Below are 23,954 nucleotides of genomic sequence, written 5' to 3'. Positions count from 1 at the left end.
TCCCGCCACCGAGACCCCATTACGTGAAGGCCAGCAAGTCCGCCACGCTCAACCAGCGTATCCGCAGCGATCTGGAAAGCCGCATCCTCAGCGGAGAGTGGGCGCCGGGCTTCCGTATTCCGTACGAACACGAGCTGATGGAGCAGTACGGCTGCTCGCGGATGACGGTGAACAAGGTGCTGACCGCGCTGGCCGAGAGCGGCATGATCGAGCGGCGCCGCCGCGCTGGTTCGTTCGTGGCGCGGCAGCCCCCGCACCTGGAGCAGGTGGCGCTGGAGATTCCCGATATCGCGATGGAAGTGGGTTCGCGTGGCCATCAGTACGCGTATCGTCTGCTGCAGCGCGACCTGCGCCTTGCAGATGCCGGCAATGCCGGTGAAGTCGAGCTGGCCGGCAGCGAAATGCTGCTGGCGATGCGCTGCCTGCACCTGGCCGACGGCCGCCCGCTGGCGCTGGAGCATCGTCTGATCAGCCCGGTGGGCGTGCCGGAGGTGCTGGAGGTCGACTTCAGTACCACCGCGCCGGGCAGCTGGCTGCTGCAGAACGTGTCCTGGACCCGTGCCCAGCACCGCATCAGTGCCTGGGGCGCGGATACCGCCACCGCCAAGCTGCTGGAGGTGAAGCCCGGCACCGCCTGTCTGGTGATCGAGCGCCTGACCTGGCGCGGTGAGCAGCCCATTACCCGCGTGCGCCAGGTGTTCCTCGGCGACGCCTGGGACCTGGTCGCGCGCTTCGCGCCGGGCGCGCGGTAGGGGCCGGTTCGCTCAGCAGGCACTGTCGCCTTGAACTCTGCCGGGGCGTGTGTACGATGTGTATCGTCCCCGTATGAAGAGCAGGGACCTCATCCGGGATCTGGAGGCGGCAGGTTGGACCTGTCGCCGGATTCGCGGATCCCATCATGTATTCGTGCACCCGCAGCACCCTCACATCATCACCGTGCCTCACCCTAGGAAGGATCTGGGGAAGGGGCTGGTGCAGGCGTTGCGGAAGCTCGCAGGACTGACGTAGGAGGGCCCATGCGATATCCAGTCTTGATCGAGGCAGGCGATGAGCGCACCGCGTGGGGTGTGGTCGTTCCGGATCTGCCGGGGTGCTTCTCGGCGGCCGACACGCTTGAGGAGGCGCTCAGCGCTGCCGAGGAGGCTGCGCTCGCCTGGATTGATGCGGCCCTGGATGACGGGCGCTCGATTCCGACACCTTCCGCGCCACAGAAAATCGCCGCCGAGGCATCCAAGGACATCCGTTGGATTCTTGCGTACATCTGCATTGATCCGGCCCTGCTGGACGACACCATCGAGCGGGTCAACATCAGCCTGCCACGCCGGATCCTGGCGAGGCTGGATGCGCAGGCCAGAGCAGCGGGTGAATCGCGCTCCAGTTACATCGCCCATCTCGCAGCATTGGGCTGAGCAGGCGCCATGTAGAGCCGAGCCATGCTCGGCTGCTGTTGGCGCGATGCGCGATGAGTCGAGCGTGGCTCGACTCTACAAGGGCACCCACGCATCTACGGACATCCCAATCAATACGTAGCGCACTGCCGCCAGCGCACCGGCTCATCCACGCCGGGGCGGGCGTTGAGCTGGATGCGCACGTTGCGCAGGGCAGGATAGTGAAGCACTTCCTCGCAGACCCGCGGCCAGACCGCGTCCAGCTCGCCGGTGCGGTTGATCGCCAGCGTCTGCCGGGTCAGCCAGACACCGCTGGCGATGCCGGGCTTGCCGGCCAAGGCACGGGACAGATCGGCCTGGAAGCGCTCCAGCGTGGCGGCATCCGGGTTGGGATTGCTGCGCGCATCGGTTGAGGGTGTGGCCGGCGCAGGCAGCGTGGTCGGCGGCGTGGTGGCGGGGGCCGGCGCCGGTTCGGGCGCCGCTTCAACCGCAGGCACGACCGGCGCGGGGGCGACCGCCATCTCGGCAGCGGGCGGGGCGTCCTGCACATGCAGCCCTTGCAGGCTCAATCCCACCAGCAGGCCCAGCGTGACCGAGCCGAGCGCGGCAATGGCGATCCGGCGCAGGGCTTCATGACGGGCACTGGCGCGTACACGGGTTTCGATTTCCGCCGGTAGATAGGGCTGCAGCAACGGCCACAGGCGCGGGCCGTCCAGCACCTCGACCGCCTGCTTTTCGGCGGCGCTGCGGCCGTCGCGTTCCATCCGGCCTTCGGTCAGCAGCACGCCGCCCTTGGCGCCGGCCAGGCGCGCGGCCGCGCCCAGTTCGTTCACCGCGGCGGTGCCGATGCGATAGGCCAAGCCGTGCTTGCACGAGACCAGCCAGCTGTTGGGGCCGTCGCTGAGCAGGAAATCGCTGCTTGGCTCACGGGACTCCTCGCCCGGGTCATCCAGTTCGCGCAGGCCGCGCTGCTCGCGCAGCATGCGCTTGACCAGCACCGAGAACTCGCGCCAGTGCATGCCCGCCAGGGCCTGCAGGCCGAGTTGCATCTCCTTTTGCCGCCGCTTGATCCACCACAGATAGACAACAGCCAGGGAACAGGTAAGCAGGGCCGACAGCAGGGCCAGGATCCAAGGGAGCATGCAGGAGGTGCGCGGAAGGGGCGAATGCGAAGGCAACAGTGTAAAGGTCGCGCCGTGTCGCTGAGTCAGGAGGTTCCTGACAGGAAGCGTGATGGAGCACGCAATTCGGAATACCGCGGGCACGAAAAACCCGCCAATCCTGAAGCCGTGAGGGGAGGGAACAAACGGCAGCCGAAGCGATTGGCGGGTTGCTCGCGATTGTCAATCAAAATTTATTGCATTGCAACAATGGCCGGTCAGGGCACGCTGCCTGGCGACTGATGGCTGCCCGGTGCAGGTGCATCAGCGCCCGAGGCGTCGCGATTCTCCAGCTTGGCCAGGCGTGCCTGCAGTGCGTCGATGCGCGCCTCCAGCGCAGTCACCTCGTCGGCGGTGGGCACGTGGAGGCGCTTGAGTACGCCCTGCACCTGGTCGTCGAACGCTTTTTCAACCTTGTTCCAGGTGCCGGAAGCCTTCTCGCGGGCCTCGTCCAGCGACGTTTCAACGTTGTCGCGCCAGCCCGGGCCCTGTTCGCTGTTGCGTTCACGGCGGCGGGCTTCCCAGGCTTCGCCTTCCTTCACCAGGCCGTCGAAGAAACGGCTGCCTTCGGCCTGTGCACGGCCCAGGGCGCCCAGGCCGGCCAACCAGACCTGCTGCGCCGAGTCACTCAGCTTGCGCGAGAAGCGCTCGGCCTGGTCACCGAAAGAGGCGTCGTCGTTGCGGCGGTCGTCGTTCTCGTAGTGGTTCATCGCACTTCCCGTGGGAGTTGGGCCTGCCCCGAGAGTAGCGCGCGCTGGCGTTGCACGGCCGTGATGGCCGCTGCCGGGGTTCAGCCCAGCTTTTCCTTCAGCACGCGCTGGATCTCGCCTTCGACCATGCCCTTCATCGCCGACAGCAGGAAGCCCAGCTTGGCGGTCACGCGCACGGCGCCCGGCTGCAGTTCGATCGCGCCGTCCACACCGCTGCCGGAAAAGTTCAGTACGTCGGCGGACCAGGACGACTTCAGGCCGAAGCGCTCGGACAGTTTGGCGGCAACCTGTTCGATCGCGGCGCGCGCCTGCGCATGGGGCAGGGCGTGGGCGTGGCGGACATCGATGGTGGACATGCAGGCTCCTGGCGCAAAGCGGGGATGATCAATGAGGGCGAGCATTGTGCGCATCGAGGGCCTTCGCGCCAAGCACTCATCGTGGGTTCTTCTTCGTGGGCGACCAACCTGCTAGGCTGCGCCGCGTGCAGAACCTGCTTGTTCACTTCAGCCAACAACAACAGCCCGACCAGCCGCTGCGGCCCGGGGTGCAACGCATCGTGCGCCAGGCCAATGGCAGTGTGAGGCTCGGCGACGCCGGCCACGGTGCCCTGCTGCTGGCGCAGTTCTGCGTGGATGATCGCGGCCTCTGGCTGCAGGTCGGCAACGGTATCCGCGGCATTCATGTGAACGGTCGCCCGGTGCGGCGCATGGCGCTGCTGCGTGCGGGCGATGCGGTGTATGTGGACGGCGTGGAAATGGTCCTGCAGGGCGAGGTGGAGAGCCTGCTGCAGGCCCCCGCACCGAACAGCGGTGACGGCACCAATGAGCAGCAGCGCCTGCTGCGCGGTGTCGGTGGCCTGCACCATGGCCGCAGCTTCACGCTGTCGCGGTCCCGCCTGATCGGCCGCGGTGGCGACGCTGACATCGAGATCAATGAGCCGGCCTTCGCCGAACAGCACGCCCGCGTGGAAGTGCATGGCGAACGCGTGCTGCTGCGTGACCTGGGCAGTGCCGATGGCACACGGGTCAACGGCGTGGCCGTGCGCCACTGCTGGCTGCAGGCAGGCGACCAGGTGGTGTTCGATGGCCAGCACCGGTTCGTGCTGGAAGTGCCGCATGACCCGCGCCGGCGCCCGCTGCCGGATGAAGACGAGTCCAGCCAGGACGCCGAGCAGGCGCCGGTGCTGCCGGCCGCGCCGCGCAAGGTCCGGCGCTGGCCGTGGCTGCTGGTGAGTGCGCTGCTGCTGGCGGCGGTGCTCAGCCTGCTGCTCTGGTTCGGCGCGCGCTGACGATCGCACGGTGACGGTAGTGCCGGCCGCTGGCCGGCAGCCGCCGCCCCGTATCCCTGGGGTTGCCGGCCAGCGGCCGGCACTACCCGGTCGCGTCGCCAATGGATTCCAATGAAACCAAATTTCCCTTGCCGCACAAGGCCGCAAGGCTGGTGCACTGCGGCATACTAGGGGCCTTGCCCCACAGGTGTGACATGACGCGCGCGTTCAACTTCAGTGCCGGCCCTGCGACCTTGCCGGAATCGGTCCTGCGCCAGGCGCAGGCGGAAATGCTGGACTGGCACGGTAGCGGTGCCTCCATCGTCGAAATGAGCCATCGCGGTGCGGAGTTCATGTCCGTGGCCGCCGAGGCCGAGGCCGACCTGCGTCGACTGCTCGATATCCCCGAAGACTATGCGGTGCTGTTCCTGTCCGGTGGTGCCACCACCCAGCAGGCGCTGATCCCGCTCAACTTCGCCACCCCCGGCCAGCGTGCCGATTACGTGGTCAGTGGTCACTGGGGCAAGACGGCGGTCAAGCAGGCCGGTGTCTACGTCGACGTCAACATCGCCGCCAGCAGCGAGGCCGATGGTTACCGCACGCTGCCGCCGCGCGCCGACTGGCAGCTGTCGCCCGATGCCGCCTACGTGCACATCACCGCCAACGAAACCATCCACGGCGTCGAGTTCCGTGATGTGCCCGACACCGGCGGCGTCCCGCTGATCGCCGACTTCAGCTCGTCCATCGCCAGCGAACCGCTGGATGTGCGCCGTTATGGCGTGATCTACGCCGGCGCGCAGAAGAACCTGGGCCCGGTCGGCATCGCGGTGATGATCATCCGCCGCGATCTGCTCGAGCGCAGCGGCCAGCCGCGTGCGGACATCTTTGATTACCGCTCGCACGTTGCCCGCGACTCGATGCTCAACACCCCGCCCACCTGGAACTGGTATCTGGCCGGCTTGGTGTTCAAGTGGATGTTGGCCGAGGGCGGCGTGGCCGAGTTCGCCAAGCGCAATGCCGCCAAGGCGGCGCTGGTATACGGCACCATCGACGGCTCTGGCGGCTTCTACCGCAACGAGGTCGCACACGCGGCCCGTTCGCGGATGAACATCCCGTTCTTCCTGCCTGATGCCGAGCTTGATGCCCGCTTCGTCGCCGAAGCCAAGGCCGCCGGCCTGCTGGCGCTGAAGGGCCACAAGGTAGTGGGTGGCATCCGCGCCTCGCTGTACAACGCCATGCCGCTGGCCGGGGCCGAGGCGCTGGTCGCCTTCATGGCCGATTTCCAGCAGCGTCACGGTTGAGCAATGAACGGCGCGCACCGTCGGGTGCGTGCCCCGCAACAAGGAATTCCGATGGCAAGCAGCAAATCCAGCAAGAAGGCGCCGAAGAAGGCCGAACCGGCCAAGGACAGCGCGCCCACCAAGGCGAAGGGCAAGGCCAAGGCCGCGTCGAATCCGGCCCCCACCCTGGCGCCGCTGGCGCTGGCCGATGTGCGCTCGAAGATCGACCAGATCGACCGCGACATCCAGAGCCTGATCGCCGAGCGCGCGCGCTTCGCCCACCAGGTCGGCAAGGCCAAGGGCAAGCTCGCCGCCGCCGTCGACTACTACCGTCCCGAGCGCGAAGCGCAGGTGCTGCGCATGGTGGTGGACCGTAACGAAGGCCCGCTCAGCGATGAGCTGCTGGTGCACGTCTACCGCGAGATCATGTCGGCCTGCCTGGCCCAGCAGGAGCCGCTGAAAATCGGCTACCTTGGCCCGGAAGGCACCTTCAGCCAGCAGGCCGTGCTCAAGCACTTCGGCCGCTCGGCGCTGGGCCTGCCGATGGCCAGCATCGAAGAAGTGTTCCAGGAAGTGGAAGCGGGCAACGCCGATTTCGGCGTGGTGCCGGTGGAAAATTCGGGGCAGGGCACCATCCAGATCACCCTGGACATGTTCCTGACCTCCAACCTGAAGATCTGTGGCGAGGTGGAACTGCGCGTGCAGCAGTACCTGATGTCGCGCAGCGGCCGCATCGAGGACATCGAGCGCATCTACGCGCATCCGCAGTCGTTCATGCAGACCTCGGCGTGGCTGCGCGCCAACCTGCCGAAGGCCGAGAAGATTCCGGTATCCAGCAACGCCGAAGGTGCGCGCCGCGCCCGCAATGCCGACGATGCCGCCGCCATCGGTGGCGAGAGTGCCGGCCATGTTTACGGCCTGAAGAAGGTGGTCACCAAGCCGATCCAGAACGATGCCGACAACACCACCCGCTTCCTGGTGGTGGGCCGGAATATCTTCCCGACCTCCGGCCACGACCGCACCTCGGTGCTGGTGTTCATCCATGACAAGCCCGGTGCGCTGTTCGACGTGCTCAGTCCGTTCGCCCGCCACGGCATCAGCATGAACCGCATCGAGTCGCGGCCGTCGCACCACGGCAAGTGGGAATACGGCTTCTTCATCGACCTGGCCGGCCACATCGACGATGCGCCGATGCAGGCCGCGCTGGCCGAACTGGAAGCGCACTCGGCACAGATCAAGGTACTCGGCTCCTATCCGGTGGCCGTGCCCTGAGTGCTGCCGCGGCGGCCACGGCCGCCGCTCCCTGATGCATCGCCGGCGCTGCCGGCGTTTACGGAATGATCGAACGATGAGCAACGCGCAACACTGGATCGCCCGCAAGGGCCAGCCGCTGCAGGGCAGCCTGACCATTCCCGGCGACAAGTCGGTCTCGCACCGCTCGGTGATGTTCGCTGCGCTGGCCGATGGCACCTCGCATATCGAAGGCTTCCTGGAAGGCGAGGACACCCGCGCGACTGCGCGCATCTTCGGGCAGCTGGGCGTGCGCATCGAAACCCCCAGCCCGTCGCAGCGCATCGTGCACGGCGTCGGCATCGACGGCCTGAAGGCGCCGGATGCGCCGCTGGACTGCGGCAACGCCGGTACCGGCATGCGCCTGTTGGCCGGCCTGCTGGCGGGCCAGGCGTTCGACTGCACGCTGATCGGCGATGAGTCGCTGTCCGGCCGCCCGATGCGCCGTGTCACCGGCCCGCTGTCGCAGATGGGCGCGAAGATCGACACTGAAAGCGATGGCACGCCGCCGCTGCACGTGCATGGCGGCCAGACGCTGCACGGCATCGACTTCGCCTCGCCGGTGGCCAGCGCGCAGATCAAGTCGGCGGTGCTGCTGGCCGGCCTGTACGCGCAGGGCGAAACCCAGGTGACCGAACCGCACCCGACTCGTGACTACACCGAGCGCATGCTGTCCGCCTTCGGCGTGGACATCGAATTCTCACCGGGCAAGGCCCGCCTGCGTGGCGGCCAGCGCCTGCGCGCCACGGATATCGTGGTGCCGGCGGACTTCTCTTCGGCCGCGTTCTATCTGGTGGCTGCCAGCATCATTCCTGGTTCCGAGCTGCGCCTGAAGCAGGTCGGCCTGAATCCGCGCCGCACCGGCCTGCTGCACGCGCTGCGCCTGATGGGAGCGGACATCACCGAAGAGAACCCGGCCGAGCAGGGCGGTGAACCGGTGGCGGATCTGGTGGTGCGCTACGCCCCGCTGAAGGGCGCACGCATTCCGGAAGCACTGGTGCCGGACATGATCGACGAGTTCCCGGCGCTGTTCGTGGCCGCTGCGGCCGCCGAAGGCCAGACCGTGGTGAGCGGTGCGGCCGAGCTGCGGGTGAAGGAATCCGACCGCCTTGCCGCGATGGCCACCGGCCTGCGCGCGCTTGGCATGCAGGTGGATGAAACCGAAGACGGCGCCACCCTGCACGGCGGTGTGCGCCTGGGCAGTGGCACCATCGAAAGCCACGGTGACCATCGCATCGCCATGGCTTTCGCCATCGCAGGCCAGATCAGTGACGGCGAAGTGCGCATCAACGATATCGCCAACGTCGCCACCTCCTTCCCGGACTTCGATGGCCTGGCGCGCAGCGCCGGGTTCAATCTGGCCTGAAAGGCCACGCCCGGCGGATGACGTAACCCGGTGGGTGCCAACCTTGGTCGGCACGCTCACATCACCCGGTAGGTGCCGACCTTGGTCGGCACGCTTCTCCGCATAAAAGGACGGAGGCCGAAGCCTCCGTCGAAACATCACGAACCCCTCGTCCGCGATCAACGCTGCTCGGTACGGAAATCCACCGGGACCCGCACCACGCTTGCTACTGCACGGCCTTCCTGCACCGCAGGCTGGAACTTCCAGTTCTGCACGGTGTTCAGCACCGCACGATCCAGGTCGCGGCTGCGCTCGCCGCTGCGCGAAACGATCGCAGCGTTGGCGACATTGCCACGGGTATCGACATTGAGGCTGGCGATCACGCTGCCCTGCACGCCACTGCGCAGTGCAGCAGCGGGGTAGGTGGGCATGCGGTTGCTGGCCAGCGGGCGCGCTTCGCGATTACGTACCGCCGGTGCGGCCTTGTGCTGGCTGGAGGCAGGGGCAGCCTGGCGCGTTGCAGGTATTGCTGCATCAGTCACCGCAGCTTGCTCAGGGGCGGGCAACATGCGCTCACCGACCGGTGCCGGCGCCACATCCTCCTGATTGGAATGGCGCAGCCACAGCAGGGCGGCCGCAAACATCGCCACGATCAGCGCGATCCACATCCAGGGCGACGTGGGCTTGTGCTGCACGCTCGAATCCTGCTGCAGCTGCGGCGAATGAAGGTCTTCGTGGGTGGTGGCAGTCATCGCAAACTCCTTCCGTCAACTGACGACGTGGGAAGTGTTGCCCGAGCCATGGACGGGAAGTGTCAGCGCTGCGTCAACGCCACCGGCAGGGTTCAGTTTGCCTGCCGGGAAGCGTTCAGTTACTGCGCCTTGAAGTCGAACGGTACTTCAATGCTGCCGGGCACGGCCTGGCCATTGCTCTGCGCCGGGGTGAAACGCCAGCGGCGCACCGCGTCGGTGGCGGCACGGTCGAGGTCGCGTGAACCACTGCGCTGGATCACCGTGGCGTTGTTGGGATAGCCGGTGGCATCCACATCCACGCGTACCACCACGGTGCCGGTTTCGCCGGCGCGCAGGGCGGCGGCGGGGTACGACGGCGGCGGCGACTGGCCGGCAATCGGCATCGGCTGGCTGTTGCTGGTCGCAGCCGGCGCAGCGCCCGGGGCGGCCGGGGCCGGCTCGGCGATCGGGGCGGGTGGCGGCGGAGCGGTTTCGACCAGCTTCGGCGCTTCTTCCTCCACCGGTGCCGGCTTGGCGTCAGGCATGTCGCTGGAACCGGCCGCAGCGGCCAAGGGTTCCGGCAGGGGCTCGACCTGGGCGGTTTCCTGCGGGGTCTGTGCGGCCGGGTCGGCGCGGAAGAACTCCTTGTCACGGCCGGTCAGCCAGACCAGCACGAACAGCAGCACGCCCACGCCGAAGGCGATGCCGGCGATCTTCAGGGCGTTGCGCGGGATATGCACAGTGAACGACTTGGCGGACGACGAGCGGGGTGCAGACATGGACCGGACCAGTACGGAATAGCCCGATTCTGCCACGCCGGGAATGAACCGGGCGGCAGAAATCCGTATAACAAGCGATAATCCCATCCCTGATACCCACCACGACACCTGCCATGCTTGATCCAGCCCTGCTCCGCCACCAGCCCGCCGACCTCGCCGAACGCCTGCGCACCAGCCGCGGCTTCGAGCTCGACGTGTCTGCCCTGGAGTCCCTGGAGGCCGATCGCAAGCGCATCCAGGTGCGGACCCAGGAGCTGCAGAGCCTGCGTAACAGCCGTTCCAAGGCCATCGGCCAGGCCAAGGCCAAGGGCGAGGACGTCTCGGCCATCATGGCCGAGGTCGCTGCCTTCGCCGACGAGCTGAAGGCCTCGGAAGTGGCGCTGGACGAGCTGCGCGAGAGGATCGACGCCATCTCGATGGGCATTCCGAACCTGCCGGCCGATGACGTGCCGGCCGGTGCCGACGAGAACGACAACGTCGAGCAGGCGCGCTGGGGCACCCCGCGCCAGTTCGACTTCAAGGTGCTCGATCACGTCGAACTGGGCGCCCGCAACGGCTGGCTGGACGGCGAGACCGCCGCCAAGCTGTCCGGCTCGCGCTTCACCGTGCTGCGTGGCCCGATCGCGCGCCTGCACCGTGCGCTGGCCCAGTTCATGGTCGACCTGCACACCGGTGAGCACGGCTACGAGGAAACCAACGTGCCGCTGCTGGTCAACGCCGATTCGCTGCGCGGCACCAGCCAGCTGCCGAAGTTCGAGGACGACCTGTTCAAGACCGCCGTGGGCGACTCAACGCGCTACCTGATCCCGACCTCGGAAGTACCGCTGACCAACATCGTGCGCGACGAGATCGTCGATGCCGAACGCCTGCCGCTGCGCATGACCGCCCACTCGATGTGCTTCCGTGCCGAGGCCGGCAGCGGTGGCCGCGACGTGCGCGGCATGATCCGCCAGCACCAGTTCGAGAAGGTCGAGCTGGTCTCGATCAGCCGTCCGGAAGACAGCGACGCCGAACACCAGCGCATGACCCGTTGCGCCGAAGTGGTGCTGGAAAAGCTGGGCCTGCCGTACCGCAAGGTGCTGCTGTGCACCGGCGACATGGGCTTCTCGGCGGTGAAGACCTACGACCTGGAAGTCTGGCTGCCGTCGCAGGAGACCTACCGCGAGATCTCCTCGTGCTCGAACTGTGGTGACTTCCAGGCCCGCCGCATGCAGGCCCGCTGGCGCAACCCGGCCACCGGCAAGCCGGAGCTGGCGCACACGCTGAACGGCTCGGGCGTGGCCGTTGGCCGCGCGATGATCGCGGTGATGGAGAACTACCAGAACGCCGACGGCAGCATCACCGTGCCGGAGGCGCTGCGCCCGTACATGGGTGGCCTGGAAACCATCGGCTGATAGCCTGATGGGGTGGGTGCCATGCTTGCATGGCACTGCTCTGGCTCTGGTGGGTGCCATGCTTGCATGGCACCGTATCCACGCATGGCGTGGATCTACTGCAGGGTGTTGCACGCGCCCGGCATGAATTCACCGATGCACCAGTAGATCCACGCCATGCGTGGATGAACCAGCGCGATCACTCCGCAGCCCGCAACTTCTCCAACGGCACCCAGCCCGGTTCGCCTGTCTCCGGCACGCACCACGCCCAGCCATTGAGCGTGCGCTCGCCACGCAGCAGCTGCCCGGGATCCACATCCAGTTCCCGCGCGCAGTAGTCTTCCGTGGCAAATGCGCCACCCTGCGCGTCGCGGCCGATCACCGGCGCCGGCACGAATCCCGGCTGCTGGCCCTCTGCCTCGCACAGGAACCAGTCTTCCCAGCCTTCGGGCCCTTCATAACGTTCGCCCACCACCAGCGCCTGGCCACGGCGCAGGGTGATCGGGTGCGGAAATTCGCTGCGGTGTGCAGTGGTCACGATGTAATTCATGGCCCCAGCCTAACGTTCTGGTGAGCGTCGCGCATGGCAGCGTATCCACGCGCATGTGCAGTAGATCCACGCCATGCGTGGATGACGTAGCGCTCAGTCCGTACGCCACAAAAAAACGGCCCCGCAAAGCGGGGCCGCCAGGGTGGGCCGGGATGGGGGAGGGGATCCCGGCCCGCGTTCAGCGCCCAGACGAGGAGAGAGCGGCGCCGAACGCTGGAACGCGTTACGCCGCGGCGACCTCGGCCGCTTCGTGCGACGGCAGTGCAGCCAGTGCGCCGGCAATGGCGTCTTCGCGGTGCTGCGGCGAGTAGGCGATGCCTTCGGCGCGTACGAACTCGACATCGTTGATGCCCCAGAAGGCGAACGTCTGGCGCAGGAAGGGTTCCTGGAAGTCGGCCGGCGAATCGGTATAGATGCCGCCACGGCTGCTGGCGATGATCACCCGCTTGCCACCAGCCAGGCCGACCGGACCGTTCTCGGTGTACTTGAAGGTGCGCCCGGCCACGGCCACGCGGTCGATCCAGGCCTTCAGGGTGGACGGAATGCTGAAGTTGTACATCGGCGCGCCGATCACCACGATATCGGCCGAAAGGAACTGCTCGAGTACCTGTTCAGCATCGGCGGCTTCGGCAGCGTCGGTCCTGGCAAGCGATCCGCTGCGCAGATGCGGTACCGGATTGGCGTCAAGATCGCGATAATCAACCTGCAGGCCGTCGATCTGCTGCGTGAACTGGGCCACCACGGCGGCGGTCAGGTGGCGGGAGACGGAGTTGTCGCCAAGCACGCTGGCGTCGATGTGCAGAAGCTTCATGGCAGTACCTATGTTCGGGAGAGGTGGCGGACTTGCCGCCGACGGAGAGAACGATAGGTTGTTGCAAAGACGGAATAAAGGTGGTTGAATGCCACGTATTGTTCTAGATATGGAACTCGGGCATGCATGACCTGAATGATCTGTACTACTTCGCGATGGTGGTCGACCATGGCGGATTCGCCGCCGCCGAGCGCGCACTGGGTATCCCCAAGTCGCGCCTGAGCCGCCGCATCAGCCAGCTGGAAACCGACCTGGGCGTTCGCCTGCTGCAGCGCTCCACGCGTCGTTTCGCCGTCACCGATGTCGGCACCAGCGTGCACCGCCACGCGCAGACGATGCTGGCCGAGGCACAGGCCGCACGCGAAGTGGTGGACCGCCTCAGCGCGGAACCGCGCGGCGTGGTGCGCGCCAGCGTGCCGGTATCGCTGGCGCAGATGCAGCTGCCCAAGCTGCTGCCCAAGTTCCTTGAGCAGTACCCGAAGGTGCGCCTGCAGTTGAACATCAGCAACCGCCGCGTGGACATCATCAATGAAGGCTACGACGTGGCCCTGCGCGTGCGCTCGCGCCTGGACGACGATGGCAGCCTGGTGATGCGCAGCTTCGGACAGGTGCAGGAACTGCTGGTGGCCAGCCCGAAGTACCTGGATCGCGCCGGCCGGCCGAAGGATCCTGAAGAGCTGACCCAGCACGTCACCCTCAGCATCAGCGAAGACGAAGCCCGCCAGCGCTGGGAGCTGCACGGCCCGGAAGGCGAGGTTCGCCGGGTCGACCTGCAGCCGCGCGTGGCCGGTTTCGACTTCCCGCTGCTGCAGAGCATGGTGAAGGACGGCTTCGGCATCACCATGCTGCCGGAAACCGTGTGCGCCGATGCGGTGCGCAACGGCGAACTGGAAGTGGTGCTGCCGGACTGGTCGCTGCCGCAGGGTGTGTGCCATGCCGTGTTCGCCTCGCGCCGTGGCCTGCTGCCGGCGGTGCGCGTGTTCATCGACTTCCTGGCCGAGCACCTGCCGCCGCAGCTGGAGGCCTCTCGCCTGGATTGCGGTGGCGCCTGTGAAAAGGCCAAGGAGCGGATCAAGGCCAGTGCGCTGGGCGCGTTGGCAGTGGATGCGGGCTGAGGCACCTGGCCGCAACTGCACCGCCGATCTGTGAAACGGTAGCGCCGGGCCATGCCCGGCGTTGCTGCTTTCCGGCCCAGGTCAGTTCCGGCCGAACAGTCGGTCCCAGAAGCTGCGCCGCGGCGGTGCGGCTGGCTTGGGCTCGGCAATGACTGGCGCTTCCAGCACCGCCATCAGTTCCGCGCTGCGTGGCTTCTTCAGGAAGCGCGCGTAGTCCATGTAGCTGGTCACCTTGCTCATGTGCAGGCGCTCCGGCATTGCCGGCAACGCGCCACCATGCAGCAGCACCCGCAGTGCCTGTGGACGGTCCAGGCGGATCGCCTCGAACAGGGCGGTGCCGCCGCAACCGGGTTCGATCTGGTTGGCGCGTTGTGGCGCATCCTTCAACAGCTCTCGCAGCGCATCCGGGTCGTCGCGGTCCACGGCGGCAACCAGCCGTGCCAGCGCTTCAGCTTCTTCGGGTGGAAGGCTGTCGCGATAGGCCTGGTCGGAGATCTCGCGCTCGTCGCGCCCGTCACCGCTCTGGATGCACAGGAAGTCGGTGACCAGGGCGACCGGAATGCCGGAGGTATCCAGCGCCCAGTAGCTGGGATAGACGCCGTCGCCCCAGCCGCTGGTGAATACGACCAGGCCGTGTGGAGAGTCCTCGCCCCAGGGGCGGTATTCGGCGCCTTCATCCAGGCCGTCATGGTCGATCAGCGCATCCGACCATTCGCTGTCTTCGTCGCCATCGGTCTGTTCGATCAGGGCCAGCAGTGCCTGCTGAGTGTTGGTATCCATGAAGCAGCCGATGCCGGCGTCGACCGGATAGCCAATGAAACTGTCCTCATCCAGGCCGGTCAGGTCCTGCGTGGTCCAGCGTGCCATCTGCCAGTGCAGGGCAGACGCAGTGAGGGCTTCGCGGGGCTTGAACCAGACCACGGCCAGCGCCGGGCGGCCGCTGTGCACGATGATTTCGACCGGATGCCGGCCTAGGGGGGCGGTGTAGTCGGCCAGCGCCGGCGCCTCGGCCTGGACCAGCGGATCGCAGACCACCACATGCCCACTGCTGACCGGCAGGTGCCCGGCGAACGTGCGGTGCAGGGCCACTGCGGCCAGCTGGGTGTCGTCCAGCAGGGTGGTGCGCAGGTTGGCCAGATCGAGGTGGGCCATGGGGGCTCCGATTGCAGTGAAGGCCCCACCGTGCCGGATGCGAAGGGCGGGGGCAAGGGTGGTCTTGGGCAAATGCTCTTCACGTGCGAGAATACGCCGCTGCCCGGGCGACCGGGACCCGATTGGAGAGATGGCCGAGCGGTTTAAGGCACCGGTCTTGAAAACCGGCGAAGGGTTAAACCTTCCGTGGGTTCGAATCCCACTCTCTCCGCCAGTTGTTTCAAAGAGCCCCTGGAAACAGGGGCTTTTTTGTTTTTCCCGCCTTGCTGCCCGTCAGTTCATCAATTCAGCTACTTGGTTCCAGGGAGGGGCGGCAGTCGCGCAGAGCACGCATGCTGCCAAGACAACACACTGACGGTTGGAAATGGAACACTCTACTCAATAGCAATCGTAATCACGTCGTACACTCATGCTCAGTCTGCAGCAGGCTGCGCAGGATTCCTACAGCATTCATTGGAGGAGGCTAGGTGAAAACAGGCGCTATTTACGTGAGTGTGTTCGGGCTCCTCTTGGGGAGTGTTGTGTCCACCACTGCACTTGCTCAGAAGGATGTTTCTGAAAGTGAGAAACTGAAGGGACTGGATGAGGAGACTGCGGTTGCAGTCAGCTCCCTCCTTTCCAGAGTCAAGTCTCTATCGGTTGATGAGGCAATCAGACGGATTCAGCTGGAGGCGGCAGTGGCGCCCAGCATCCAGGACATTCGTCGAGAGTATGCCGGGCGCTTGACGGAAATCAGCATCGAGCAGTCGCCTGACTTTCATGTTTCGGTGAAGCTCAAGGGAGATGGTTCTGTTGCAGGGCGGCAATGGACGACGGCGGCTGGTAGAGCACGTGTCGAGTTCTCCTCTGGGCACCTCTTCACCGAGGAGGAGTTCACCAGGCAACTGAAGGAAATTCGGCTGGCAGCACAGTCAGCTATCCCGGGTTTCGTTGGATTGAGCGGATATGCCGGAGATAACGAGGCCGAGGTCAGAATACGTGGGGATGAACAGGACGCCCGGAAGTATATGGGAATTCTGTCCAAGCTCGAACGTGCCTATGGCGTAAAGCTCCGTTTCAAGGCGTCGGACGTTCCTGAAAGAAATTCCATATATGCAATCGGCGGAGCCGTGCTGCAGTCAAACAATTCATACTGCACCACGGGATTTACGGTGAAGCACACGGCTACAGGTCTAAAGGGAATCATAACGGCGGCACATTGCCCCGACGACGTCATCTATGGCAACTATGGAAATAGCCAGAACGGGACCTTGGTTACGTTCCCTTTGATATTCCAAGATCAGAGGAACTATGCGCAAACCGATGTGCAATGGCATCGAATTCCATCTCCACACATTCCTTTGTTGGAGGCGTACGCGTCGTCAACAGTGTCCACGCGATTTATTTCGAACGTTTACAATGTTCCAGCGAAAGACGGTACCATCTGATTCCGTGGTTCGCGTAGCGGATACAGCTGTGGAATAGTCACGTCGGTTGCGCATAGTCCTGGAAATATTTGTGGGCCCACCGAGTCTATGCAATGCGATGAGGTCTGGTTCAAGGTAGAGGGAAGTTCGCTCGCCTGTGGTGTTGGCGACAGCGGTGCTGCAATGTTCTTCCAGAACACCGGTTATGGCATTGTCAAGTCTGCGCGCTCGGACACACCGCTGCAGGGCGAGTGCAAGTCGCTCACCGGAATGCCGTTCAGTCGCGTCAGGGCTTGGGGGTTCCAGCCCAACTAGAGACCGACCTCAATAAGCTTCTCTGATTGGTTGAGCCGTGTATTGATCTCCATACGGTCTGTGCAGCTGGCGACGTCGCTGGTACCAGCGACGTCGGCTACATGTCCGGCGTTCTCTTCGCCAGAATCATGAAATGGCCCCTGGGAGCAGGGGCATTTTTTTTCTGCCTCCGCAGCTGCTGTCCAGCCATCGAACCATCAGGCCAGCTTGCACGGCTTGGTATGGGCGCATATGGGTTCAGCTGAACGCACTTACCCGCGTCGCCCACCCTTCGGCTTGTTGTGGCACAACGGGTAACTGGAGCACGACCGGAAAGCCCCATGCGGCCCATTGCGGTCCACAAACACGCCGACCTTGCACACTGGGCAGCGTTCTTCATTGATGGCCACGCCAGACAGGCTTGTTATTTCCACTGCCCCGTCCTTCACCAGCTCGTCCAGGAACGGCGAGTGCTTCCCCTGCAGGGTGAACATGGCCACCGACCGCCGCGCCCGCGTCAGCGCGACATAGAACAACCGCCGCTCTTCGCTCAATGGGTAGTTATCCCCATCCGGCATAGCCAGGGAAAGCACCGGGTCATCCGCGCGCAGGCTCGGGAAGCTGCGGTTGATCATGCCCGGCAGGATCACGTAGTCCGCTTCGCGCCCCTTCGATCGATGTGCGGTCAGGAATTCGACCTCCATCGTGCTGCCGAAGGCTGTCTTCCAATCCGAAGGCATCGCGCTGCGATCGGCGCGGTAGCGCCCCAGGATGAAGACCGTCACGCGTCCGTTGCGCCCTTGCGGCACCGCCCCGGACAACAACTGCTGATGCAGCTTGGCGAGGTACTGGCGAACGCCATCCTGCACCTCCTCACGCCGATTCATCTGGAACGCCTGCAGCACCGGGCCCATGGCCGTTGCACCTGAGCGAACTGCTTTGGCGATCTGCGCGGGGTTGCGGCTGATGAAGCGGCTGGACACATCGCAGAGCGCCTGTGGGCAGCGGAACGTCTGTTCCAGTTTCAGCACCTGGCCATGGCCCATCCACTCGCGGAATCCGGTCATCACCGAAACGTCGGCCCCGGCGAAGCGGTTGATCGACTGCCAGTCATCGCCCACTGCAAACAGATAGCGGCCCGGTTGGCTGACCAATGCACGGCAGAGGCGTGCGCGGGCGCGCGAAGCGTCCTGGAATTCATCGGCCATCACCAGCTCGTAAGGCGATTCGTAGCGGCCCTGTTCCAGCAGCCCGGCCGCCATGTTGAGCATGTCCTCGAAGTCGATGCCGCGCTCGTCAGCCAGTGCGTTGTCCCAGGCCTGGAAAACCGGCCCTGCGATTTCCAGGAAGCGACGGTGTCGCTCCTTGAACTGATCCTCGGGCATCTGCCGCAGGCGTGCGGCCATATCGTCCAGCGTCAGGCAGTTGCTCTTTGCGTGGGCAATGAAGGTGCGCATCAAGCCGATCAGGTCCGCATCGGGCATCGGTTTGGCGCCCTGATCGGGCAGCTCGCGGTCCGGGTTCGGGTCGAGCTCGATGTCACACTCGCCAAGCTTCTCTGCGAGATCCAGCAGGGCATGCCCGCTGCGCAGGCCAAAGGATGTCGTCTCGACAAGGGCCGTGCCGCGTGCCACATGCTGCTGGCGCTTCCAGTGCATCCCTTCGCTGTAGTTGGCAATGTGCTTCGGCGGCTGACCATCAGCATCCAGCGCAAAGTGCTCGTGATACAGCTGGGCGTCCGGATAGTAGAAGTCCGGACGATACTGGCGATGGGTGTCTGTCGCGGTGTCGAACTCGTAGCGTCGCTCGTAGTCGTACGTCACGCCGTTGTAGAAGAGCCAGTCGGCGATCACGCACTCTTCCAGGCTCTTCACCCGTTCCCCCTGCAGGGTACGGATGTAGGGCGTGCCATCGCGGTCGTAGCCATCGGCCTCCATTTCCGCGCCGAATGGCGGCAGGTCGCGCCCGAACACCAGGCGGAACATATCCCACTGGGTGCGGAAGTGGGTCGAGCGATCCTTCAGGTCGTCCACCAGTTCGGCCAGCTTGTTGAAGCCGAGCGTGGCGTCAATTGCCCATTCGGGGATGTCGGGCTTGCGTCCGGTGGCCTTGGCGACGATGGCCAGGCCGAGTGCATGGAAGGTCCGCGCTTCGACCACGGTGTCGCCCATGCCGAGCCGGTCGAAGCATCGCTGTGCGCGCTCCTCCAGCTCCTTGGCGGCGTCCTTGTTGAAGGCGAGCATCACGATCCGCTCGGGTTCGACAAAGCTGCGATCGATGGCATAAGCGGCCTTGGCGACCATCGTGGAAGTTTTGCCAGAGCCGGCCGCGGCCACGACCTGCACGCGGTTGTCGAAGCAGATGACCGCGCGGGCCTGTTCGTCGGTCAGCGGCTTGCTCTCGACCCGGTCCAGGAAGTCCTTGGCCAGTACCCGTTCGCGCGCTGTCATGGTTGCGTTGGCGTCGGCCCACGCCGCGGGCCAGTCCAGCTGCCAGTCGTGCAGGGCGTCCAGTGCTGCACGGTGGCTGGGCGAATGCAGGTCCTCGTGCACATCCTCATCCAGGAACAGTTGTTCCAGCTCGCGCGGCGGGAGCGGCAGGGCGGGGCGACCGGCCAGCAGTGCCTGCTGTTGTTCGTGCGTGATCCAGCGGCGGCCGGTGCTGCCCCGGTCGATGAGGGCATCTGCCTCGGCCAGCCACGATTGGATCTGCTCCAGGATGTCCTCGAAAAGCGCCTTGCGCCCGCGTGTGGTGCGCGCGAAGAGCACCTGCTGGACAGCAGCCGCGAGGCGGGAAGCTTGGCCGTTGGGCAGGCCGTCCACGGACAGCGTTTCAACGTCCTCGCTCTGCAGCGCAACCCTGGCCCAGAACAGGCCCGGAAGAATCCGCACACGCTGGTCATCATCGATGTGTTGGCGGTACTGCCGGCCTTCAATCAGAAGCTCGACATGCTCGCCATCCAGCCGCAGCCGCCAGTCCGGCGAGCGGGTCACACGCTGGCCCCAGCCCGAGGGGCGCCATTCCATAGACATCCAGATACTGCCTTGCGTACGTCACTGGGCGTAAAGTGCCCTTACAGCCCCATGATAAGGGGGCTTGATCAGGCGCGTGACTGTTGCCGTGTGGTCGGAGTGGGTTAGGCTGTCGCCATGCCGTAGCGGATGGCTCCGACTACTCCGTGGATGGCGCCCCGGGAAGGAATCCAATGCCTGCAGGAATGTTCTCTACATCTGGCCGCAACTGCCTTCTGGCTGTTGTACTGTCTTTGGCAGCACTGCCTGCGGCGGCGCAATCGTCCATCCCATCACTGTTCTGTGGCTTCTGGACTGAGGAAGCGGACGGAACATGGAGTGTGTCCCGGGAGGTGGACGCAGCAACGGGTGCCACGGCATCGCGCGACACCTACGAATGGACGTCAAACAGCACGCCATTCGGCATTGGCATGGCCAGCAGCTGGACCCTGAATTACTACTGGCCACAAGACGCGACGCGCCAGAAGGCTGTTCCAGAGGCTGAGGTCGTAGTGGTCATGGGTTTCCGTTTTGACGCCAAGGAAATCGGCCAGGAGCCGAAGGATCCCGGACACACCTGGATACACCTGTATCGGTCGGAAGATCCGAACAAGCAGTTTTCGGTCTACTCCACCAGCCTGACAGGCAATATGGACTGGAATCGCCTCCGAAACGGAAACCTCGGCGGAAGGGCTTTTCTGTCTTTGGATACGCTGCTGGCTTACGGTACGGGCCTGGAAAAACTGGTGTGGCACATCCGCGGTGCGCCTAACGCTCTGGGTGTGACGGAAAGTCACGCCAAGGGCGTGCTGCCCATCGCGACGATGCGCAGCAAGCTGGCGAAGATTCCGAAGCTACGTGCTGAACTGGACCGGAAAGCGGGGAAGTTCCGCAGTGAATGCAAGCTGCCGATTGAAGTTTCAGAATAGCGCTGCATTGACGCACAGCACGGCATCGGCCCCGCGGCGGCAGCGTGCCACCGCGGGACTGCCTGCCGTCACGCATTCACATCCACAACAATCCGCCCACGCACCTTGCCCGGAATGATCTGGTCGTAGACGTCCAGCACGCCGGCAAGCCCGATCAACTGCACGGTGCTTTCCAGCTTCTGCGGGTCCAGATCGGTGGCAAGACGATCCCAGGCGCGCTGGCGGACGGCCTGCGGCGCATTCACCGAATCCACGCCGGCAAGCGTCACGTTGCGGAGAATGAAGGGCAGCACCGAGCCATGCAGATCATCACTCTGCGCCAGCCCGCAGGCGGCCACTGCGCCACGGTATTTCGTCTCGGCAATGGCGTTGACGAGGGTGGGGCCGCCCGCCACATCGACCACGCCGGCCCAGCGCTCGGCACTCACCGGCCGCTCGCGCGGGGCTGAAAGCTGCGCGCGGTCGATGATCTCGGCGGCGCCCAGGCTGTGCAGATACTCGGCGTGTTCAGGTCGCCCGGTGGCAGCCACTACGCGATAGCCAAGCTTGGACAGGATCGCCACCGCAATCGAGCCGACGCCGCCGTTGGCGCCGGTCACCAGCACATCGCCCTTGTCGGGCGTCACGCCGGCTTGTTCCAGGGCCAGCACGCACAGCATGGCGGTATAGCCTGCTGTGCCGATGGCCATGGCGTCGCGGGTGCTCAGGTTGGCGGGAATCCTGTTGAGCCATTCGCCGCGAACACGGGCACGCTGTGCCAGGCCGCCATGGTGGCCCATGCTGAGATCCCAGCCGTTCAACACCACGCGGTCACCGGGTTGGAAACCGGCATTGCCCGATTCCAGTACAACGCCAGCCAGATCGATGCCAGGGATCAACGGGAACGTCCGGATCACCGGGCGCGTGCCGGTGAGGGCCAGCGCGTCCTTGTAGTTCAGCGTGGAGTACTCGACCTGCACCAGCACGTCGCCATCCATCAGGTTGGCTTCATCGAAATCGACCAGCTCCGTGGAAACGCCGTCGTTGGTCTTGCGGGTCAGCAGTGCCTTGAAACTCATGGTGCGGTCTCACGTTCAGTGGATGAGCCCATGCTAGGCTCGCACCGTTATCGCAACAAGAACGATGATTTTCCGTAGGTACTATGGTTTTCCGGAGTATGCATGCGTAGCAGGCGTTGGGACGGCAAGAGCGGTTGCGCGGTGGAAGTCACGCTGTCGGTGATGGGCGGCGTGTGGAAGCCGATCATTCTGTTTCACCTGATGACAGGCAAGCGACGCTTCATGGAGCTGACGCGGCGTGTGCCCAACGCCACCCAGTCCATGCTGACCAGCCAACTGCGGGAACTGGAGGCTGACGGCGTGGTGATCCGCCACGTGTACCCGGAGGTGCCGCCGAAGGTGGAATACGAACTGTCTGAATTCGGGCGCACGCTGGTGCCGGTACTCCTTGCCATGCGCGAGTGGGGTGAAACCTATCGCGGCCATAAGAGCGAGGACGCCAACAGCTGAAGGATGAAGGGGCCGCGTACGTGCTTTCGCTGCGCGCGCACTTCGGTTTCGCCAACGGCCGCGGTCACCAGTGGGCAGCGTGTGTCTCGATGGACGTGTCGTGTATGGCTGGATAGGGTGTCCAGATAGCGCACGCCAGCCGGGCACGTTTGCTGGCGAAGTGCATCAGTCGATGGATAACCCGCCATGCCGTGACGCTACCGGCGTAAGACCGCGTCAGCGCGGGATTTTCCTACTTCTCAGTGCAGGTTCAGTGCGGCAATCATGCCCGCGCCAAGGCACTCGCCCTGGCCGGGATTGGCGTCCCGAACTTACGTACCACTACCGGTCGTGCTTGCTGCCTTGGCGGCAGCCGCGACAATGCACCGCCTGCCAGTTCATGGCGGACGGTGCGTGGGGATCTCCTGATCCGCCGGCTTTAGTGGTACGTATCCGGCACGCCAACCCGCACCGTCCGCCACCTTGCATCTGCAGGTGGCCACACCGTGAGGTTGTCGCCATGCCTGACCGTACCCCTGACGTTCCCCGCCTGCGCGAGCTGCTCGGCACCGCAGTGCGCGATCTTCCCGCGGCCCTGGCCGAGAAGCTGGAAGGCGCGCTCTGTGAATCTGCGGAGTCCGTCGTGCCCTCAGCGTTCTTTGCGCACCTTCAAGCGCATGGCGGGAATCTGCGCGCCGACGGCCAGCCCTGGACCGAAACCCGGCTCAGCCCAGGCCGAGCCTTCGATCTGGCCCTGGCCACCCGCAGCGCGTCGGGCATCACTGCGCTTACCGCCTTGCTGCATGCCGCGCATGTGGCGCGGGAGAGCGACGATCCCGCGTGCTACCCGTCCGCAGCGCTGGTCGACGGGCTGTTCAACGCCTGCCAGGCCCTGTCGCTGCAGCTGGAATGCTGCCTGGTTCCGTGAAAGACCGCGATGCGGTTCCTGTTCCGTTGGCGCCCGCTTGCCTATAGTGGCCCAGGAGCCCTGCAATGGAATGCCCATGCACGTGATGTCCCCCCGCCGTTGTCTGCCGCTGGCACTTGCCGTCGCAGTGAGTGCCAGCGCGTGTGCACGTCCGCCGTCCACCGAACACGAAAGGAATCCCGCCATGTCCGGCGCAACCCAGACCGGCCGCACGATCAACGGTCACACCTATACCGATGCCCCCGTGGACGTGAAGCTGGGGCCGAACACCTTCCGCATTCAGGCCAACTACCTGGACAGCCAGATCGCACCGTGGCCTGGCGAGGGCGTGACGCTGGTCATCGAGTGGCCGGACATGAAGCCGACACTGCCAGGTGCCCGGGCCAATCCGCGTACGAATGATTTCCGGAAGGAGATTCCCATTCGGATCAACTACGTTGATCGCGTTCCCGTCGAAACACTGCTTTCAAGGCTGTCGTCAAATGAAGCCGTCACGGAAGAGGATTCTGTGGAAAGGGAGGATCCCAGGGACCGTCTCGATCAACGCGTTGCACAGCCGGAGACCTTGGGTCTGACGCCCTATGCAATCGATGAAGCGAAGATGGTGTTGTACGCGAAGAAGCATGAGGCGCGGTACGGGAAGCCGCCTGTCCGCAATCCGGCCTATGAGAGAGACTGGTACATCGCACGCCAGGGCGATGGCCGGATCAGCTCGTTCATCAAATGTGACGGCGAGGAATTCCGACGCGATGGCGTGCGGTTGGAGGGGGGCGAGGTGATCAGCGAGCCGGGAGAAGTGGCAGCGGGCTGCGTTCACTATTTCGTGGACATCGACAACAGGCTGTCCATCAGCCTGGACTACAAGAGAGCGTTTCTGAAGGACTGGAAGCGTATGGAAGAGGCCGTCAGGGATGTCATCGCGCGCACCCGGTCCAAGTGATCGGTGGT

At 65.0% G+C, this 23,954-nt stretch carries 24 protein-coding genes and 1 tRNA gene; 15 read left to right on the top strand and 10 right to left on the bottom strand.

Annotation, left to right across the window (positions count from 1 at the left end; all coding sequences use genetic code 11):
• Nucleotides 1-23 precede the first annotated feature (23 nt).
• The 3 genes from hutC (at nucleotide 24) to AC5O77_RS10410 (ending at nucleotide 1,409) form a co-directional block, all read left to right on the top strand.
• Complete coding sequence (gene hutC / locus AC5O77_RS10420) at nucleotides 24-752, top strand: histidine utilization transcriptional repressor HutC (protein ID WP_253144304.1); 729 nt, start codon at nucleotides 24-26, stop codon at nucleotides 750-752.
• 73 nt (nucleotides 753-825) lie between these two features.
• Nucleotides 826-1,008, top strand: a complete 183-nt coding sequence (locus tag AC5O77_RS10415; protein ID WP_107433137.1) for a type II toxin-antitoxin system HicA family toxin — start codon at nucleotides 826-828, stop codon at nucleotides 1,006-1,008.
• An 8-nt stretch (nucleotides 1,009-1,016) separates the two neighbouring features.
• Nucleotides 1,017-1,409: a type II toxin-antitoxin system HicB family antitoxin gene (locus tag AC5O77_RS10410; protein WP_049399649.1), complete on the top strand. Its 393-nt coding sequence runs from the start codon at nucleotides 1,017-1,019 to the stop codon at nucleotides 1,407-1,409.
• A 110-nt stretch (nucleotides 1,410-1,519) separates the two neighbouring features.
• Here the strand turns inward: AC5O77_RS10410 and AC5O77_RS10405 are convergent, their stop codons facing one another.
• The 3 genes from AC5O77_RS10405 to AC5O77_RS10395 form a co-directional block, all read right to left on the bottom strand.
• Nucleotides 1,520-2,530, bottom strand: a complete 1,011-nt coding sequence (locus AC5O77_RS10405; protein ID WP_478056873.1) for a restriction endonuclease — start codon at nucleotides 2,528-2,530, stop codon at nucleotides 1,520-1,522.
• Nucleotides 2,531-2,766: 236 nt separating this feature from the next.
• Nucleotides 2,767-3,258 carry a phasin family protein gene (locus tag AC5O77_RS10400; protein ID WP_285302585.1) on the bottom strand — a complete coding sequence of 164 codons (492 nt, stop codon included), beginning with the start codon at nucleotides 3,256-3,258 and terminating at the stop codon, nucleotides 2,767-2,769.
• Nucleotides 3,259-3,338: 80 nt separating this feature from the next.
• Nucleotides 3,339-3,614: a polyhydroxyalkanoic acid system family protein gene (locus tag AC5O77_RS10395; protein WP_478056872.1), complete on the bottom strand. Its 276-nt coding sequence runs from the start codon at nucleotides 3,612-3,614 to the stop codon at nucleotides 3,339-3,341.
• 125 nt (nucleotides 3,615-3,739) lie between these two features.
• Between AC5O77_RS10395 and AC5O77_RS10390 the strand changes: the two genes are divergently transcribed.
• From AC5O77_RS10390 to aroA, 4 genes are all read left to right on the top strand, one after another.
• On the top strand, nucleotides 3,740-4,546 hold the full coding sequence (locus AC5O77_RS10390) for an FHA domain-containing protein (protein ID WP_478056871.1): 807 nt from the start codon (nucleotides 3,740-3,742) through the stop codon (nucleotides 4,544-4,546).
• Between the two features lie 194 nt (nucleotides 4,547-4,740).
• On the top strand, nucleotides 4,741-5,826 hold the full coding sequence (gene serC, locus AC5O77_RS10385) for a 3-phosphoserine/phosphohydroxythreonine transaminase (protein ID WP_478056870.1): 1,086 nt from the start codon (nucleotides 4,741-4,743) through the stop codon (nucleotides 5,824-5,826).
• A gap of 51 nt (nucleotides 5,827-5,877) precedes the next feature.
• Nucleotides 5,878-7,077, top strand: coding sequence for a prephenate dehydratase (gene pheA / locus AC5O77_RS10380; protein WP_014037689.1), 1,200 nt, complete (start codon nucleotides 5,878-5,880; stop codon nucleotides 7,075-7,077).
• A 76-nt stretch (nucleotides 7,078-7,153) separates the two neighbouring features.
• The gene (aroA, locus tag AC5O77_RS10375) at nucleotides 7,154-8,461 is read left to right on the top strand and encodes a 3-phosphoshikimate 1-carboxyvinyltransferase (protein ID WP_317217443.1); all 1,308 of its coding nucleotides are present in this window, start codon (nucleotides 7,154-7,156) and stop codon (nucleotides 8,459-8,461) included.
• A 158-nt stretch (nucleotides 8,462-8,619) separates the two neighbouring features.
• Here the strand turns inward: aroA and AC5O77_RS10370 are convergent, their stop codons facing one another.
• Together AC5O77_RS10370 and AC5O77_RS10365 are read right to left on the bottom strand one after the other, a co-directional pair.
• The gene (locus tag AC5O77_RS10370) at nucleotides 8,620-9,192 is read right to left on the bottom strand and encodes an energy transducer TonB (protein WP_478056869.1); all 573 of its coding nucleotides are present in this window, start codon (nucleotides 9,190-9,192) and stop codon (nucleotides 8,620-8,622) included.
• 119 nt (nucleotides 9,193-9,311) lie between these two features.
• Nucleotides 9,312-9,950 (bottom strand): energy transducer TonB, encoded by a 639-nt coding sequence (locus AC5O77_RS10365; RefSeq protein WP_478056868.1) that lies wholly within the window; start codon nucleotides 9,948-9,950, stop codon nucleotides 9,312-9,314.
• 113 nt (nucleotides 9,951-10,063) lie between these two features.
• On the opposite strand from AC5O77_RS10365, the gene serS reads away from it, so the two are divergent.
• Entirely contained in the window at nucleotides 10,064-11,344 is a 1,281-nt protein-coding gene (serS, locus tag AC5O77_RS10360; RefSeq protein WP_049422117.1) for a serine--tRNA ligase, read from the top strand.
• A 178-nt stretch (nucleotides 11,345-11,522) separates the two neighbouring features.
• Here the strand turns inward: serS and AC5O77_RS10355 are convergent, their stop codons facing one another.
• Both AC5O77_RS10355 and AC5O77_RS10350 read right to left on the bottom strand, forming a co-directional pair.
• Nucleotides 11,523-11,873, bottom strand: a complete 351-nt coding sequence (locus tag AC5O77_RS10355; RefSeq protein WP_494506788.1) for an SH3 domain-containing protein — start codon at nucleotides 11,871-11,873, stop codon at nucleotides 11,523-11,525.
• A 223-nt stretch (nucleotides 11,874-12,096) separates the two neighbouring features.
• A complete protein-coding gene (locus AC5O77_RS10350; RefSeq protein ID WP_494506787.1) occupies nucleotides 12,097-12,684 on the bottom strand; it encodes an FMN-dependent NADH-azoreductase in 588 nt (195 codons plus the stop codon).
• A gap of 122 nt (nucleotides 12,685-12,806) precedes the next feature.
• On the opposite strand from AC5O77_RS10350, the gene AC5O77_RS10345 reads away from it, so the two are divergent.
• Nucleotides 12,807-13,799: a LysR family transcriptional regulator gene (locus tag AC5O77_RS10345; protein WP_005410175.1), complete on the top strand. Its 993-nt coding sequence runs from the start codon at nucleotides 12,807-12,809 to the stop codon at nucleotides 13,797-13,799.
• Nucleotides 13,800-13,880: 81 nt separating this feature from the next.
• Here the strand turns inward: AC5O77_RS10345 and AC5O77_RS10340 are convergent, their stop codons facing one another.
• The gene (locus tag AC5O77_RS10340; protein ID WP_494506786.1) at nucleotides 13,881-14,951 is read right to left on the bottom strand and encodes a DUF4241 domain-containing protein; all 1,071 of its coding nucleotides are present in this window, start codon (nucleotides 14,949-14,951) and stop codon (nucleotides 13,881-13,883) included.
• Between the two features lie 124 nt (nucleotides 14,952-15,075).
• Between AC5O77_RS10340 and AC5O77_RS10335 the strand changes: the two genes are divergently transcribed.
• Nucleotides 15,076-15,165, top strand: a tRNA-Ser gene (locus AC5O77_RS10335).
• A gap of 253 nt (nucleotides 15,166-15,418) precedes the next feature.
• The gene (locus tag AC5O77_RS10330) at nucleotides 15,419-16,378 is read left to right on the top strand and encodes a chymotrypsin family serine protease (protein ID WP_494506785.1); all 960 of its coding nucleotides are present in this window, start codon (nucleotides 15,419-15,421) and stop codon (nucleotides 16,376-16,378) included.
• 545 nt (nucleotides 16,379-16,923) lie between these two features.
• Here the strand turns inward: AC5O77_RS10330 and AC5O77_RS10325 are convergent.
• On the bottom strand, nucleotides 16,924-19,677 hold the full coding sequence (locus AC5O77_RS10325) for a UvrD-helicase domain-containing protein (protein WP_494506790.1): 2,754 nt from the start codon (nucleotides 19,675-19,677) through the stop codon (nucleotides 16,924-16,926).
• Nucleotides 19,678-19,856: 179 nt separating this feature from the next.
• On the opposite strand from AC5O77_RS10325, the gene AC5O77_RS10320 reads away from it, so the two are divergent.
• Nucleotides 19,857-20,591: a hypothetical protein gene (locus AC5O77_RS10320; RefSeq protein ID WP_494506784.1), complete on the top strand. Its 735-nt coding sequence runs from the start codon at nucleotides 19,857-19,859 to the stop codon at nucleotides 20,589-20,591.
• 68 nt (nucleotides 20,592-20,659) lie between these two features.
• On the opposite strand, the gene acuI is transcribed toward AC5O77_RS10320, so the two are convergent.
• Nucleotides 20,660-21,649: an acrylyl-CoA reductase (NADPH) gene (gene acuI / locus AC5O77_RS10315; RefSeq protein WP_494506783.1), complete on the bottom strand. Its 990-nt coding sequence runs from the start codon at nucleotides 21,647-21,649 to the stop codon at nucleotides 20,660-20,662.
• A 102-nt stretch (nucleotides 21,650-21,751) separates the two neighbouring features.
• On the opposite strand from acuI, the gene AC5O77_RS10310 reads away from it, so the two are divergent.
• The 3 genes from AC5O77_RS10310 to AC5O77_RS10300 all read left to right on the top strand — a co-directional run bounded on the left by AC5O77_RS10310 (nucleotide 21,752) and on the right by AC5O77_RS10300 (nucleotide 23,946).
• A complete protein-coding gene (locus tag AC5O77_RS10310; RefSeq protein ID WP_049398249.1) occupies nucleotides 21,752-22,099 on the top strand; it encodes a winged helix-turn-helix transcriptional regulator in 348 nt (115 codons plus the stop codon).
• Nucleotides 22,100-22,598: 499 nt separating this feature from the next.
• On the top strand, nucleotides 22,599-23,006 hold the full coding sequence (locus AC5O77_RS10305; protein WP_049398248.1) for a hypothetical protein: 408 nt from the start codon (nucleotides 22,599-22,601) through the stop codon (nucleotides 23,004-23,006).
• A gap of 76 nt (nucleotides 23,007-23,082) precedes the next feature.
• Complete coding sequence (locus AC5O77_RS10300) at nucleotides 23,083-23,946, top strand: Smlt3025 familytype IV secretion system inhibitor (RefSeq protein WP_494506782.1); 864 nt, start codon at nucleotides 23,083-23,085, stop codon at nucleotides 23,944-23,946.
• The last annotated feature ends 8 nt before the right edge of the window (nucleotides 23,947-23,954 follow it).

The organism is Stenotrophomonas sp. INTA L402-1 (genome assembly GCF_059295135.1).
The sequence above is the reverse complement of the archived record's forward strand: the minus strand, read 5'-3'. Positions and strand labels throughout refer to the sequence as shown.